This is a genomic window from Ornithinimicrobium cavernae (assembly GCF_003121625.1).
Classification (GTDB): Bacteria; Actinomycetota; Actinomycetes; order Actinomycetales; family Dermatophilaceae; genus Ornithinicoccus; species Ornithinicoccus cavernae.
In genome coordinates this window covers 180,497-194,397 of the sequence record NZ_QDDJ01000009.1, presented here as the reverse complement: position 1 = coordinate 194,397, position 13,901 = coordinate 180,497, and the positions used below count along the sequence as shown (strand labels likewise).

Sequence of the window (13,901 nt, the reverse complement as noted above, 5' to 3'; positions counted from 1 at the left end):
AGGGCCGCCCCGCTGGGGCGGCCCTCGTCCTGAGTGGTGGGGTCAGGCGGCGTGAGGTGTGGCGCGGCGCTCCTCGCCGACGTGCCAGCGCATCTCCATGCGGGTGCGGCCCCCTGCGTCGCTGACCGGAACCCACGTCACCATCGGCGACTTCTTCGTGGACTCTCGGATCGAGTGAACCTTGACCATGGATGGTCACCTCGCATTCATCTAATGTTCACCTAGCGTATCTCTTTCAGTTGCCAAAGTCCAGTGGCTCAGCCCCAGGTGCGTGGACAGTGGGACTGATGAGACCTGTGTGAACCATGAGGTGAACATGAGGTGAACGACAAGCAGACAAGCGGAGACCGCGACAGCAACAGGCGAACAGAGGCATGCGTCAGCGACAGGCACAACGAAAGCAGGCGACAGCAGCAGGCGAACGGGATCAGCGGAACGGCTGGGCGCACCCACTAGCGCAGGAGCTGTGCGGCCGAGCTGCTGACCTCACCGACCAGCTGCTCCAGCGGCCCGCGCCACCGGGCGAGGGCGAACACCGCCCCGACCAGGAGCACCCCGAGCAGGTGCCACCGCACGTCCAGCACCCAGGGAGCCTCACCAGAGAGGGCGTCGGTGCGCCCGGCCGCCACGACGGTGACGTGTGCGACATACAGGGTCAGGGTCATCGTCCCCGCCCCGGCAAGGACCTGCACCGACCGACCCAGCCGCCCGGCGACCGACACGAGCAGCAGGCTGAGCCCGATCAGGAACATGGACGACCCCACCGTGTGCGCCAGGTCCACGATCGATCCGCTGTGCGGCGACCACACCCACAGCCAGGCCCAGGACCCCGTCGGGGTCGTGCCGTAGAGACCGGTCTGGAACACCCGGTCGAGGTCGGCCCAGTCCTGCACCGGCTCCCAGCGGTCATAGGTCCGCAGCAGGTCGTCGCGCACCGACCCGCTGCGCAGCGCGAGCCGCTCGACGGCCAGGGCGAGAACGGCCAGCCAGCCACCCAGGAGGACCAGCCACCGGCGCACCCTGAGGGAGCGCAGGTCGAGGCGTCCGATCGCCAGGCCGGCGAACAGGTAGGTCGCCCAGGTCAGCACGGGGTAGTAGCCGGTCACTGTGAGCTCGGTGAGCAGACGCAGCGGGTCGGCGAGGGACTGCGGACCGGGCACCTCGTAGGTCGAGGGCGGCAGGTGCGGGCGCACCGCCAGGCTGACGACCGGCGAGAGCAGGCCCCAGGCGACGGCCAGCAGGGCCAGCCGGGGAGCGGACCAGGTGATCACCGGGAGCGCCACGAGGAAGAGCACCCCGTAGTAGGTGAGGATGACGGCCAGGCCGGAGTCGGGCACGCCGAGGACCAGTCCGATCAGCGCGATCAGCACGGCACGCGCCACCAGGGCCAGGCGGCTGCCCGCCACCGTCCGGTCGGGTCGGGAGCGGGTGACCAGGGAGATCGAGACACCGGCCAGGACCGCGAACAGGGCCGCTGAACGCCCGGAGGTGATCTGGGCCCACGTGCTCACCTCCCCGGAGACACCGCCCTCGACGAGGTGCGCGGTGATCATGCCGAGCAGTGCGAGGCAGCGGGCGAGGTCGATGCCGACGATGCGTCCCACGGGGACCGATCCTCGCACGGCGCGCCCGTGCGGTGCGGGACGACGGCTCACGGAGTGCGGCTCACCGCCGGCCGCTCAGGCCAGCGCGCGGACGAGCGCGGCCGTCACCGCCGCGGCCGCCACCACCACCAGGAACGGCGCGCGCAGCAGGAGCAGGAGCACCGCAACGCCGACACCCGCCGCGCGCGCGTCCACGACGAGCGTGCCGTCGTTGGTCAGCAGGGCCTGGGTGACGATGAGCGCGGAGAGCAGGGCGACGGGGAGCAGGGGCGTGACCCGGTGCACCCAGGGGATGTCGAGCACGTGCTGCGGCACCAGATAACCCGCCAGCTTCAAGCCATAGGCGAGGGCGCAGGCGGCCAGCACCGCGAGCCACATGCTCACGGGGCAACCACCCCACTGCGGGGGCCTCGTGCCGGCAGCCCGACCACGAGGGCGGCGAGCACGGCGGCCAGGACCGGCACGCCGGCGGGCACGAACGGAGCGCTCACCACGGTGATGACCACGGCCAGCGCCGCCACGGCCAGGGGGTCTCGCCCCCGCAGCCGGGGCCACAGCAGCCCGACGAAGGCAGCCGCGGCGGCGGCGTCCAGGCCGTAGGTGCGCGGGTCGCCGATCGAGCCTCCCGCGACGGCTCCGACGAAGGTGGTCAGGTTCCACAGCGCGAAGATTCCGACGCCGGTCACCCAGAAGCCGATCCGCTGCTGCCGGGGCTGCGTCTGGGTCACGGCGACGGCCGTGCTCTCGTCGATCGTGAAGTGGGCGGCCACCGGCCTGGCCCAGCGGTGCACCCCGAGCAGCTGGGAGACCTGGAGGCCGTAGAAGCCGTTGCGCACGCCCAGCAGCGTGGAGCTGGCCACGGCCGCCACCGGGCTCCCGCCCGCGCCGATCACCCCGAAGAAGGCGAACTGCGACCCGCCGCTGAACAGCAGCAGGGACAGCGCCATGGCCTGCAGCACCGAGAGGCCGGCCGCGACGGCCAGGGCACCGGCCGTGATCCCATAGACACCCGTGGCGAGGGCGACGCCGAGGGCCTTGCGGATGACGGCGGTGTCCTCCGGGCCGCGCTGTCGGGCCCCGCGGGTGGTGCGGCCCTCCTCGGTCATGCCGTCGGTGTCCGGCGTGTCGTTCACAGCTCGGCCCGCACGCGGACCTCGCGGACGGTCTCACCGCCGGGGCCGACCACCCGTTCGCGCCAGGCGCCGTCGGGAACCAGCCCCGCGGCATCGGTGAACGCCCTGGCCTGCTCGTCGTCGGCCGGGAGCCAGGTGAGCACGGCGGTGCGGTCCCCGGCGCGGAGGGTGTCGGCCGCGGCGTTGAGCAGTCGGGAGCCGTGGCCGTCCCGGCGTGCCTGGGGGTGCACGCCCATCACCAGGATCTCGCCGTCGGTCTCCGACACAGTCTCGTCCGTGACCTCCGCAGGGCCGATGGCGGCGAAGCCCACGACCTGCTCGCCGGCACAGGCGACCAGCAAGCGGTGCAAGGGGCTCGGGGGGTCCTGGAGCGACCGGCGCCAGGCCGAGGCGAAGGCCGGTCCCTCGAAGGCGTCCAGCACCTCCTGCGGCACCTTCCCGGCGAAGGCGTCGCGCCACACGGTCGCCTGCACGAGCCCCACCGCCGGCGCGTCGCTGACCCGTCCGGTCCGGACGCTGGCGTCGGCGAGAGGACCGGGCTGGTGGTGGTGGGAGTGGCTCACCCCTCCAGTGTCCAACATCGACCCGTCCCCGAGGCCACCGCGGCCCGTGGTGACGGTTTATCGTCGGGGTATGGACGTCCACGTGCTGGTCACCACTGCCGGACCCGAGCAGCCCCCCGCCGGGCTCCCCGTCGTCGTGGAGGTCCGGGACACCTCCCAGCTCGACGTGGCCTCGACCACGGTGTCCTCGGCCACCACGGTGACGGGCACTGCGGAGGTCGCCGCCGGGCAGCCACGGGTGGCGGACGTGCGGCTGAACGTCCCCGACGACGTGCCGGACGCCTCGAGCCTGACCGTGTGGGCGCGCGTCACCAGCGAGGAGCACGAGCACGTGGCCGCGGGGGACTGGATCACCGTGCAGGCCTACCCGGTCCAGTCGGGGAACGTCACCGTCGAGGTGGTGCAGGTCTAGTTAGGCATCCGCCAGCTCGCGCGCGGGGTCCCGTGAGGACGTCGGCACCGGGTCGCACAGCCAGTCGGCCACCGCCGCCGTGATGGGGTGGCCCGCACCGGCCTCGACGAAGAGGAACTCCCCGGCCGGGTTGATCTCCAGGAACACGAGCTCGCCCTCGGGCGTGAGACGCAGGTCGACGGCGCCGTAGGCGAGGTCGAACCGGCGCAGCATGGCCTGCAGCGCCGAGACGACCGGTTCCGGCAGGTCGAAGGCGGCCGTGCGGGCCCGCCCCAGCCCGAGCCGGAAGTCGATCTCGGGACCACCGGCGATGGACATCGCGAAGACCCGGTCACCCACGAGGGTCACCCGGATGTCAGCAACCGCAGGCACGTACTCCTGGAAGATCACCGGTGCGAGGTGCAGGCTGGCCAGGTGCGCGAGGTCTGCGGGTCCCACGAGCCGGGTCTCGCGCCAGACCTGGTGGGTGGCGGCGAAGATCTTGTAGACCGCCCGGGCGCCCCGCGCCTCCTGCCTGGCCACGAACTCGCGCGCCTCCGCCTCGTCGGAGGTCATCAGCGTCTCCGGCACCCGCAGCCCGAGGCGCGGTGCGACCGCGAGCTGGAGTGCCTTGTGTGAGGCGACCTCGTCCGCGTGCAGCGGGTTCATCCACGGGCAGGTGAGGAACTGGTAGGCGCCCCGGACCGCCTCGTGCCACTCCCCGTAGGCGAAGCCCCGCGCACCGGGGTCGCTGATCGCGTCCAGCACCACGGACTGCGGGCGGCGCCACCAGACCGCGGTGGCCCGGGTCAGGTCGACCGACCCGCCGGTATGCCGCAGGGTCACCCGCCCGGACCCGGCCGGGTCGATGCTCAGGCTGGCCCGGTCCGGGAGGTCCGCCAGGTCGAGCAGGAACACCTCCCGCCCCCGCGCACGCAGCTCGGCCAGGACGCGCTCGGCGTGCAGGTCCGCGGGGTGGGAGATGACGACGATCACTGGAGTCCCTGCATCCCCGCGTCGTGCTCGGCGACGAGCTCGCTGACGATCAGCTCGAGCTGGGCGACGCGTGCGGCCAGCTCCTCGTCCCCGACATAGCCCTCCGGGCCCGCCTGCGGCGCGCCCGCGTGCGGGGTGGCGACGGCGAACGGCACCTGGCCCATCGTGCCCGGCTGCACCACCTGCGGCTGCAGCGGCCCGGGACCGGGGAAGCCGATACCCTCGACGAGGGTCTCGAAACGCTCCTTGACCGTCTCGGGGATGCGTTCCTTGATGGTCTCGGGACTGAGCTCCTTGACCGTCTCCGGGATGCGTTCCTTGATGGTCTCGGGACTGAGCTCCTTGACCGTCTCCGGGATGCGCTCCTTGATGGTCTCGCCGATGCGCTCCTTGGCGGTCTCCGGGATGCGTTCCTTGATGGTCTCGCCGATGAGCTCCTTGCTCTGCTCCTTGAGCGTCTCGATCGTGGTGCCGACCGGGGCGCACATGGAGTTCGCCGCGGCGATGTCCCCTGCGCTCAGGCCGGTGCGCTGTCCGATGGCGGCCGCCGGGTCGGTGGGAGTGATGGTCTCCGCCCCGCCCCGCCCGAACGCGTTGCGCGGGTAGTGCATGATCGAGCCGTAGTCGTAGGCGCCGACGTCCTCGCCGTCGGTCACGTGCTGGTTGAAGTTGTGCTCCATCCCGGCCTGGATGTTGGCCCAGTTGATCGTCACGAAGGCGTCCCGGTCCTCACGGGACTGCTCGTGCCAGAACCCCACCGCGTGCCCGATCTCGTGGATCGTGTTGCCGAGGGTGCAGCCGTCAGCAAGGGTCACCTGTTGCATGCCGCCGCGGCGGCCCACATGGGCGGAGCAGCCACCGCCCGGCTGGAAGTGCACCCAGTCGGGGTACTGGGCCGCGTTGGCGGCTGTGCGCTCGACGAACCGGAAGCGGGTGTTGCGCTGCCAGTGGTTGATCGCCTCGGTGACCCGCGCCTGGTCGGGCAGGTTGGGGTCGACGTCGTAGGGCACCAGGCAGTCCGGCCAGCGGAACTGGTCGCCGCTGATCAGCACGCCGGCGGTGCCCAGTTCGCCCCGTGCCTCGGCCGCGAGCTGGGCGCTCTGGTGCTCCACCTCCTCGACGGTGCCCAGCAGGATGTCGCCCTCGAAGATCGCCTGGCCGTCCAGCACCGAGTACTGCACGGCCTTGACCCGGAAGGTGTTGCCGGAGATCAGGGCGGTGTGCACCGTCTTGTTGCGCGGGGGAGCGCGGAACTCGTCCTTGTCCGATCCGCCGGTCGTGCCGGCGGCCTTGCTGTCCTCAGCCATGGTGGCCTCCCTCGGTGAAAGAGTGGTGGCCCGGCGTGATGTCCGGGTCATCTCGACGCTAGGGCCGGCACCGGCCCGGCGGTATGGGTAGTTCTGCCCACGCCCACCGGGCCGGTGTCCTCCTGTGGAGGTACTGCCGCGGGCTCGTCAGTCCCGGGGCCCGATGTTGCCGTCCGAACCGTGGACCTGTGGTGCGTCCTGGTCCGCCGCGGCCCCACCGAACAGGCCCAGCAGCTGGGTGTGGACGTCGGCGCTCAGCGCTGCCTCACCGCCGACGATCGTGACCAGCGGGAACGAGAAGCCGGTCGTGAGCCGCTCGACCTCGGTCATCACGCCGGCCGGGACGTGGTCGGTCTGGGAGAGGGCGATGCCCGCCCCGGAACGCCCGGCGACCGGCACCGCGGTCAGGGCGTCCGGGAACTTCTCGCCGGTCGCGACCATGACCGTGCCCTCGGCCGGGAACTGCTGCAGGACCTGCGCCGCGGTCGCATAGCGGTCCGCCCCCGCATAGCGCGTCGCGGTCGCGCCGTCGAGCGCCGCGGCGTCGTTGACGACCTGGTCACTGAGCACCGCCGGTCCGCCCGCGGCATACAGGTCGTCATAGGTCGCGGATCCGAGGAAGGCCTGCGTCGTGGCCGGCAGGTGGTCTGGCCGCGCCAGGACCAGCGGTGCGCTCTCCCGGGCCGCGAGGGCGCTCAGGACCAGGGCGTCCGGGAAGTCCTCACCCGTGGCCAGGAACATCTGGGCGGTGCTGTCCTGGGTGATCTCGGCGGCCACCGCGACGGCGGTCTCGTAGCGGTTCGCTCCGGAGAGCCTGGTCACGGTGCCTCCCGCCGGCGCCAGGGCCTCGAGCTCGGTCAGCACGTCCTCGTGCACCGCCCCGGTGCCGCCGACGACCACGATGCTGCTCGGCTGCAGCCGGGTGATCTCGGCGGCCGTCAGGGCAGGCAGGGAGTCGGGTCTGGTGAGCAGCAGCGGGCCGCCCAGCTGGTCGGCCAGCGGTGCAGCGGTGAGCGCGTCGGGGAAGTCCGTCGAGGTGGCGATGACGACGGCGTCGGCCATGATGAAGCGCTGCGCCAGCAGCGCGGCCGTCGCGATGCGCTCCGCACCCCCGATGCGCTCCACGTCGAAGGTGCACGGACCCGCCTGGTCCTCCGGGAAGAACGGGTCCACCACATCGAGCTGGGCGCTCACCTCGCCACCGGCGTCGGCGTCCGACAGCACGACCCCGACCCCGGGCGCTCCCGAGCCGTAGGTGCCGAGGAAGGTGAGGAACGAGGTCGTCTCGACCGTGGTGCCGACGGGCACCTCGTGGATCTCGTGGTCCTTCAGGACGCCGTCGTCCCAGACCTCGACGCGCACCTTGTCGAACCCGCCGACGTCGTCGGTGGTGCCGGTGAAGGTGGCCTGGACGACGTACTCGTTGCGGGCGCAGTCGACGTTGACGAACTGGATGCCGGTCGTGTCCCAGTCTCCCAGCGTGGCGGCGAGAGCGGGCGTGGCCGTGGCGACCAGGGCGGTGGCCCCGGCGAGGGCGGCCAGCGGCCGCCAGGACGTTCGGTGTGGCGCGGTCATGATGAGTCCTCCTGATGGTGGCCGGCACGTCGTCGTGCCGGCGCAGTCGACGCTAGGACCGGGGAGGGCGCGGCGAAATGCGCACTTGTGCCTATCCGCGGGGCCCGAAGATCAACCTCTGGACGTCGTTCTGGCGGATGACGTGACCCTGGACGTTGTGTGACACCTACTCCGCCGAATGACGACTCAGGTGTTACATTTCGGCCGTCCGTGCGGCATACTGGAGACATGTATGGCAACGACTTCGGCGAGCCGCTCAACGCGGCCGAGACCGCTGACTATGCCGACGCGGTCCAGGAGTACTTCGACGGGCTGATCGGCGCCGACCAGCGGATCGAGCCGCGCGACGCCATGCCCGACGGCTACCGCAGGACCCTGATCCGTCAGATCGCCCAGCACGCGCACTCCGAGATCATCGGCATGCAGCCCGAGGGCAACTGGATCACCCGTGCCCCGAGCCTGCGCCGCAAGGCGATCCTGATGGCCAAGGTGCAGGACGAGGCCGGTCACGGGCTCTACCTCTACTCCGCGGCCGAGACGCTCGGGGTCGACCGCGCAGAGCTGCTGGACAAGCTCCACTCGGGCCAGCAGAAGTACTCCTCGATCTTCAACTACCCCACCCTGACCTGGGCCGACGTGGGCGCGATCGGCTGGCTCGTCGACGGGGCCGCGATCATGAACCAGGTGCCGCTGTGCCGGTGCTCCTACGGTCCCTACGCCCGCGCGATGATCCGGGTCTGCAAGGAGGAGTCCTTCCACCAGCGCCAGGGCTTCGAGATCCTGTGGACGTTGTCCCGGGGCACGGAGGAGCAGCAGGCGATGGCGCAGGACGCCGCCGACCGGTGGTGGTGGCCGTCGCTGATGATGTTCGGGCCGCCGGACACCGGGGACGCTGCGGCGCCGGGCGGTCACACGGAGCAGAACATGGCCTGGGGGATCAAGCGGTTCACCAACGACGACCTGCGACAGAAGTTCGTCGACATGACGGTGCCCCAGGCGCAGAAGCTCGGTCTGGTCCTGCCCGACCCCGACCTGCGCTGGAACGACGAGCGCGGCCACTGGGACTTCGGCGCCATCGACTGGGACGAGTTCTGGCGGGTGCTCAAGGGCGACGGGCCCTGCAACGAGCAGCGGCTCGCCCACCGGCGCCGTGCCCACGACGAGGGAGCCTGGGTGCGGGAGGCCGCCAACGCCCACGCCGCCAGGCAGGCCGCCCGTCAGGAGGTGGCATGAGCGACAACTGGCCGCTGTGGGAGGTGTTCGTGCGGGCCAAGAGGGGTCTGGCGCACGTGCACGCCGGGTCGCTGCACGCTCCGGACGCCGAGCTGGCGCTGCGCAACGCGCGCGACCTCTACACCCGCCGGCAGGAGGGCGTCTCGATCTGGGTGATCCGCTCGCAGGACATCACCGCCAGCAGCCCGGACGAGCGGGACAGCTTCTTCGACCCGGCGGGGGACAAAGTCTACCGACACGCCTCGTTCTACGAGGTGCCCGAGGACGTGGAGTACCTGTGACCGAGCGCACAGATCTGCGGTCCCAGGCCTCACCGAGCGCGCCGGGTGGCGCCGACGGAGTCGCATATGTCCTGGGCCTCGCGGACGACGCCCTCATCTATGCCCAGCGGCTGGGGGAGTGGCTCACCCGGGCCCCGCAGATCGAGGAGGACCTCGCCCTGGGCAACGTCGGCCTGGACCTCCTCGGACAGGCCCGCGCCCTGCTCACCCGCGCCGGCGACCTGGAGGGCGCCGGACGGGACGAGGACGACCTCGCCTACCTGCGCGACGAGCGGGAGTTCCGCAACGTGCACCTGGTCGAGCAGCCACGCGGCGACTTCGGCCAGGAGATGGCCCGGATGCTGTGGTTCGCCTCCTACCAGCACGAGCTCTACACCCACCTGGTCGACAGCGTCGACGAGGTGGTCGCCGGGGTCGCGGCCAAGGCGCTCAAGGAGGTGGCCTACCACCGCGACCACGCCGGTCAGTGGGTCGTCCGTCTCGGCGACGGCACCGCCGAGTCGCACGAGCGGATGCAGGCCGGCCTGGAGGCGGTCGCGCCCTACGTCGCGGAGCTGGGGGACGACGACCCGGTGAGCGTCGCGGCGGCGCAGGCGGGTGTCGGCATACTGCCCTCCTCACTGGTCCCCGGCACCGTCGCGCACGTCGAGGCGGTGGTTGCCCAGGCGACCCTGCGTATGCCGGACCCGCCCCGCTGGCGGTCCCGCGGCGGACGGGAGGGGGTCCACTCCGAGGCGATGGGTTACCTCCTCGCCGAGCTGCAGCACATCCACCGCAGCCACCCCGGGGCGAGCTGGTGAGTGCCGTGACCGTGTCGGCACACGACGTCGAGCGTGCGGTGCGTCAGATCCCGGACCCCGAGATCCCGGTGATCAGCATCGACGACCTGGGCATCGTGCGCGACATCGTGGTCGAGGGGGACACCGTCCACGTGACGATCACCCCGACCTACTCCGGCTGCCCCGCGGTGCAGGCGATCACGGACCACATCGGCCAGACGGTGCGCCGGTGTGGGATGGTGCCGGACGTGGTGACCACTCTGAGCCCGGCCTGGACGACCGACTGGATGAGCGACCGGGGGCGGGAGTCGCTGCGGCGCTTCGGCATCGCCCCACCCGACGGCACGGGTCCGGTCCGCCCGGACGGACCTGTCGTGGTGGACCTGTCGGTCCGCAGGGTCACCTGCCCGACATGTGGCTCCCGCGACACCGAGGAGCTCTCCCGTTTCGGCTCGACCGCGTGCAAGGCGCTGCGGCGCTGCCGTGCGTGCCGGGAGCCGTTCGAGGAGTTCAAGGCGATCTGATGCACCTGACCACCACTCCGACCACCCGCAGGCGGCACCGTGCCGTCTTCCACGAGCTCACCATCAGCCGCGTCGAGCCCCTCACCGACGAGGCCGTGGCGATCAGCTTCACGGTGCCGCCGGCGCTGCGCGACGACTATCAGTTCGAGCCGGGCCAGCACCTCACGCTCCGGGCCACCATCGGCGGGGAGGACGTCCGGCGGTCCTACTCCATCTGCGTGTCGCGACAGCGTGCCCGCGAGACCGGCGAGCTGCGGGTCGCCACGGCGCGGGTGCCCGAGGGCGTGATGTCCAACTGGCTGCAGGACAACGCCGAGCCCGGTGAGGTGCTGCAGGTCATGACACCGATCGGCGGGTTCACCTGCCCCACGGACGCGCGGGCCGCCCGGCACCACGTCGCGATCGCTGCCGGCTCCGGCATCACCCCGGTGATGTCGCTGCTGACCACCGCGCTGGAGGAGGAGCCGGAGTCCGAGGCCACGCTGGTCTTCGGCAACCGGCGCACCGACACGATCATGTTCCTCGAGGAGCTGATGGACCTCAAGAACCGGTTCCCCGACCGGTTCCGGCTGTTCAACGTGCTGTCCCGGGAGGCGCAGGAGGTGGAGCTGTTCAGCGGTCGCCTCGACCGCGACCGGCTCGAGCGCTTCCTCGAGGCGTTCATCCCCGTTGATGACGTCGACGAGTGGTATCTGTGCGGGCCGCTCGGCATGGTCGAGACCGCCCGGGAGGCGCTGACCGATCACGGCGTCGATGACCACCATGTGCACCACGAGGTGTTCCACGTCGAGGACACCGGGCCACCTGCGCCACCGCCCCCGCCGGACGCGACCCCCCTCGCGATGGTCTCGGTGACCCTCGACGGGCGCACCACGCAGGTGCCGGTCCGGAGCCGGGCGGAGTCGATCCTGGCGGCCACGCTGCGGGAGCGACCGGACGCGCCGTTCAGCTGCACCAACGGTGTCTGCGGCACCTGTCGCGCACGGGTCGTCGAGGGCGAGGTGCGGATGGACCGCAACTACGCCCTGGAGCCGGAGGAGGTCGAGGCCGGGATCGTGCTGACCTGCCAGTCACACCCGGTCACCGACCAGGTCGTCCTCGACTACGACGCCTGACACCCCCTGTGTCGCCCACGCCAGCAGAGCGGCCGTAGGCCTCAGCGGGCCCGGGGAGCGCCGCGCTCCCACCAGTCCGTGGGCGGTGCCTCGCGGATCAGCCGCGCGGTGGACTCGACCTGACCCAGGTTGCAGAACTTCCAGAGCTCCTTGGCTGCCCGTGAGTACTGGAAGATGACCTGGTCGACCTCGAAGGCGTTCAGGTCGCCGGCGCGGTGCCCGTCGATCGCCTCGCTGACCCGGCCGATCAGCCCGGTCAGCTGAGTCTGGTGGTAAGCGCCGACGTCCGCTCGCGCCACGCGCCGCTCAGTCGTGGACACAGTCTCACGGTAGTGCGAGCCTCCGGGCCGCGCACCCGGCAACGGCAGGTGCGGGCGTGCCGTCAGCGGCGGAGGTACTCCACCCAGGCGAAGCCGTCCTGCACGTCCCGACTGTCCTCGCGCCAGAGCGCAGGGTCGATGTCGGGAAAGCGCACCGATCCCTCCGGCTCCTGCTCGACGTGCGTGATCACGAGCCGGCTGGCGGCGCCGATCGTCTGCTCGTAGACAGTCCCACCGCCGGCGACGAACACCTCGGTGTCGCCGGCCATCAGCAGCGCCTCGGGCAGGGAGTGTGCCACCTCGGCACCGGGCGCTGACCACGCGCGGTCACGCGTGACGACGATCGTCCGTCGGCCGGGCAGCGCGCGGCCGATGGAGTCCCACGTGCCGCGCCCCATCACCATGACCCCACCCATGGTGGTCCGCTTGAAGAATGTCAGGTCCTCCGGGAGGTGCCACGGCATGGACGCGCCGTCGCCGATCACCCCGTTGCGACCGACTGCGGCGACCAGCGTCAGCGTCTGGCCGAAGCCCCGGGTGAGCACGGCGGGCGGCTGGCCGCTCGCCAGGTGCTCGAGAGCCTGACGCTCGTGCGGGACGAGCGTCTCGGGCAGAGCCGCCAGCGGCCACCAGCGAAGGTCCACCGCCTTGTCCGGCTCGGCGATCAGGTGGTCCCCCGACCACCGGGAGGTGGTGAGGAAGAGGTCGATACGCTGCTCGACCGGGCCACCCAGGACACACCCGCGGTGCACGACGGCGACCAGCCGCAGCGTCTCCTCGTCGATGGTGAGGCCGAGCTCCTCGGCGGCCTCACGGCATACGGCCTGGGGGGCCGACTCGCCGGACTCGACATGGCCCGCCGCGCCACAGGCCCACCACCCCTCCATGTAGCCGGTGGCACCGCGCAGCTGCAGCAGCACCTCCGGGCCGGCCGGCGACTCCCGCGTCAGGGCCAGGTAGACCGCCGGGACGACGCTGAACCGGCTCATACGGCGATGGGCGCCTTGATCGAGGGGGCGGCGGTGTAGTCGCGGACCTCGATGTCGGGGAGGTCGAACTCGTCGATCGCCCGGATCTCGGGGTTGAGCCAGAGCATCGGCAACGGCCCCGGCTCGCGGGTGAGCTGCTCGTCCGCCTGCTCGAGGTGGTTGAGATAGAGGTGCGCGTCGCCCAGCGTGTGCACGAAGTCACCCACGTCCAGGTCGGTGACCTGGGCGATCATGTGGGTGAGCAGGGCGTAGCTCGCGATGTTGAACGGGACGCCGAGGAAGATGTCGGCACTGCGCTGGTAGAGCTGGCAGGAGAGCCGCCCGCGCCCGCCGTCCTGGCCCGGTGTCACGTAGAACTGGAACATCGTGTGGCACGGCGGCAGGGCCATGTCGTCGACGTCGGCGACGTTCCACGCCGAGACGATGTGGCGGCGCGAGTCCGGGTTGGTGCGGATGGACTCGATGACCCGGGCGATCTGGTCGACGGAGCCGCCGTCGGGCGTCGGCCAGGAGCGCCACTGGTGCCCGTAGACGGGGCCGAGGTCGCCGTTCTCGTCGGCCCACTCGTCCCAGATCGTGATCTTCCGCTCGTGCAGCCAGCCGACGTTGGTGTCGCCGCGCAGGAACCACAGCAGCTCCCCGGTGATCGAGCGCAGGTGCAGCTTCTTGGTGGTCAGCACCGGGAAGCCGGCTGTGAGGTCGAAGCGCATCTGGTGCCCGAACACGGAGAGGGTGCCGGTGCCCGTGCGGTCGTCCTTGCGGACGCCCTCGGTGCGGGCGCGGTGCAGCAGGTCGAGGTACTGACGCATGACAGAACTCTAGTTCCGCCCGCCGCCCGCGGTCGACACCGCGCCGGTGAGCCGCCCTCGCCGCTCCCTGTCGTGCGAACGCGCAGGTCACAGAGTCTGTGAGGGAGATCACACCGCACTGGTATGGTTTCTTCAATCAGTGTGCGTGAGAGTGGTCACCGGTCGCGCCGCTACCCGGACCCCCCGAGCGGGTGGCGGCGCGATCGCTCACTTCTGGGCGAGTGCCCGGTGTCGGTGCGGGACGTTCACCGAGCCGGAGTCCCCTGCCGCCGGCCCCGGCAG

The 13,901-nt window shown here is 71.4% G+C and carries 17 protein-coding genes; 6 read left to right on the top strand and 11 right to left on the bottom strand.

What is annotated here, in order from left to right; genetic code table 11:
- Nucleotides 1-42: 42 nt before the first annotated feature.
- The 5 genes from DA085_RS20975 to DA085_RS12285 form a co-directional block, all read right to left on the bottom strand.
- Nucleotides 43-189 carry a hypothetical protein gene (locus DA085_RS20975; protein ID WP_154402188.1) on the bottom strand — a complete coding sequence of 49 codons (147 nt, stop codon included), beginning with the start codon at nt 187-189 and terminating at the stop codon, nt 43-45.
- 263 nt (nt 190-452) lie between these two features.
- Nucleotides 453-1,604: a heparan-alpha-glucosaminide N-acetyltransferase domain-containing protein gene (locus DA085_RS12300; RefSeq protein WP_109473263.1), complete on the bottom strand. Its 1,152-nt coding sequence runs from the start codon at nt 1,602-1,604 to the stop codon at nt 453-455.
- 75 nt (nt 1,605-1,679) lie between these two features.
- Nucleotides 1,680-1,982: an AzlD domain-containing protein gene (locus DA085_RS12295; RefSeq protein ID WP_337189784.1), complete on the bottom strand. Its 303-nt coding sequence runs from the start codon at nt 1,980-1,982 to the stop codon at nt 1,680-1,682.
- Between the two features lie 2 nt (nt 1,983-1,984).
- Entirely contained in the window at nt 1,985-2,737 is a 753-nt protein-coding gene (locus DA085_RS12290; RefSeq protein WP_237565470.1) for an AzlC family ABC transporter permease, read from the bottom strand.
- Nucleotides 2,734-3,300 carry a GNAT family N-acetyltransferase gene (locus tag DA085_RS12285; protein ID WP_237565469.1) on the bottom strand — a complete coding sequence of 189 codons (567 nt, stop codon included), beginning with the start codon at nt 3,298-3,300 and terminating at the stop codon, nt 2,734-2,736. The genes DA085_RS12290 and DA085_RS12285 overlap by 4 nt, the downstream gene beginning before the upstream one ends.
- 70 nt (nt 3,301-3,370) lie before the next feature.
- On the opposite strand from DA085_RS12285, the gene DA085_RS12280 reads away from it, so the two are divergent.
- Complete coding sequence (locus DA085_RS12280) at nt 3,371-3,712, top strand: hypothetical protein (protein WP_109473260.1); 342 nt, start codon at nt 3,371-3,373, stop codon at nt 3,710-3,712.
- On the opposite strand, the gene DA085_RS12275 is transcribed toward DA085_RS12280, so the two are convergent.
- The 3 genes from DA085_RS12275 to DA085_RS12265 all read right to left on the bottom strand — a co-directional run bounded on the left by DA085_RS12275 (nt 3,713) and on the right by DA085_RS12265 (nt 7,569).
- Complete coding sequence (locus DA085_RS12275) at nt 3,713-4,687, bottom strand: MvdC/MvdD family ATP grasp protein (RefSeq protein WP_109473259.1); 975 nt, start codon at nt 4,685-4,687, stop codon at nt 3,713-3,715.
- Nucleotides 4,684-5,994: a Dot/Icm T4SS effector Zinc-dependent metalloprotease LegP gene (gene legP / locus DA085_RS12270; protein WP_109473258.1), complete on the bottom strand. Its 1,311-nt coding sequence runs from the start codon at nt 5,992-5,994 to the stop codon at nt 4,684-4,686. The genes DA085_RS12275 and legP overlap by 4 nt, the downstream gene beginning before the upstream one ends.
- Nucleotides 5,995-6,141: 147 nt before the next feature.
- Nucleotides 6,142-7,569: a cell wall-binding repeat-containing protein gene (locus tag DA085_RS12265; protein ID WP_109473257.1), complete on the bottom strand. Its 1,428-nt coding sequence runs from the start codon at nt 7,567-7,569 to the stop codon at nt 6,142-6,144.
- 228 nt (nt 7,570-7,797) lie between these two features.
- Here DA085_RS12265 and paaA point away from each other — a divergent pair, with 228 nt between their 5' ends.
- The 5 genes from paaA to paaE are packed head-to-tail and all read left to right on the top strand — an operon-like array spanning nt 7,798 to nt 11,501.
- Nucleotides 7,798-8,802, top strand: coding sequence for a 1,2-phenylacetyl-CoA epoxidase subunit PaaA (gene paaA / locus DA085_RS12260; protein ID WP_109473256.1), 1,005 nt, complete (start codon nt 7,798-7,800; stop codon nt 8,800-8,802).
- Complete coding sequence (gene paaB / locus DA085_RS12255) at nt 8,799-9,083, top strand: 1,2-phenylacetyl-CoA epoxidase subunit PaaB (protein ID WP_109473255.1); 285 nt, start codon at nt 8,799-8,801, stop codon at nt 9,081-9,083. Before paaA ends, paaB begins: the two co-directional genes overlap by 4 nt.
- On the top strand, nt 9,080-9,883 hold the full coding sequence (paaC, locus tag DA085_RS12250; protein ID WP_109473254.1) for a 1,2-phenylacetyl-CoA epoxidase subunit PaaC: 804 nt from the start codon (nt 9,080-9,082) through the stop codon (nt 9,881-9,883). Before paaB ends, paaC begins: the two co-directional genes overlap by 4 nt.
- Before the next feature lie 5 nt (nt 9,884-9,888).
- Nucleotides 9,889-10,386: a 1,2-phenylacetyl-CoA epoxidase subunit PaaD gene (gene paaD, locus DA085_RS12245; protein ID WP_237565468.1), complete on the top strand. Its 498-nt coding sequence runs from the start codon at nt 9,889-9,891 to the stop codon at nt 10,384-10,386.
- Complete coding sequence (paaE, locus tag DA085_RS12240; RefSeq protein WP_109473253.1) at nt 10,386-11,501, top strand: 1,2-phenylacetyl-CoA epoxidase subunit PaaE; 1,116 nt, start codon at nt 10,386-10,388, stop codon at nt 11,499-11,501. The genes paaD and paaE overlap by 1 nt, the downstream gene beginning before the upstream one ends.
- Nucleotides 11,502-11,542: 41 nt before the next feature.
- On the opposite strand, the gene DA085_RS12235 is transcribed toward paaE, so the two are convergent.
- From DA085_RS12235 to DA085_RS12225, 3 genes are all read right to left on the bottom strand, one after another.
- Complete coding sequence (locus tag DA085_RS12235; RefSeq protein ID WP_109473252.1) at nt 11,543-11,821, bottom strand: hypothetical protein; 279 nt, start codon at nt 11,819-11,821, stop codon at nt 11,543-11,545.
- 62 nt (nt 11,822-11,883) lie between these two features.
- Nucleotides 11,884-12,810: a dihydrofolate reductase gene (locus DA085_RS12230; protein ID WP_109473251.1), complete on the bottom strand. Its 927-nt coding sequence runs from the start codon at nt 12,808-12,810 to the stop codon at nt 11,884-11,886.
- On the bottom strand, nt 12,807-13,619 hold the full coding sequence (locus tag DA085_RS12225; RefSeq protein ID WP_109473250.1) for a thymidylate synthase: 813 nt from the start codon (nt 13,617-13,619) through the stop codon (nt 12,807-12,809). Before DA085_RS12225 ends, DA085_RS12230 begins: the two co-directional genes overlap by 4 nt.
- Nucleotides 13,620-13,901: the final 282 nt, after the last annotated feature.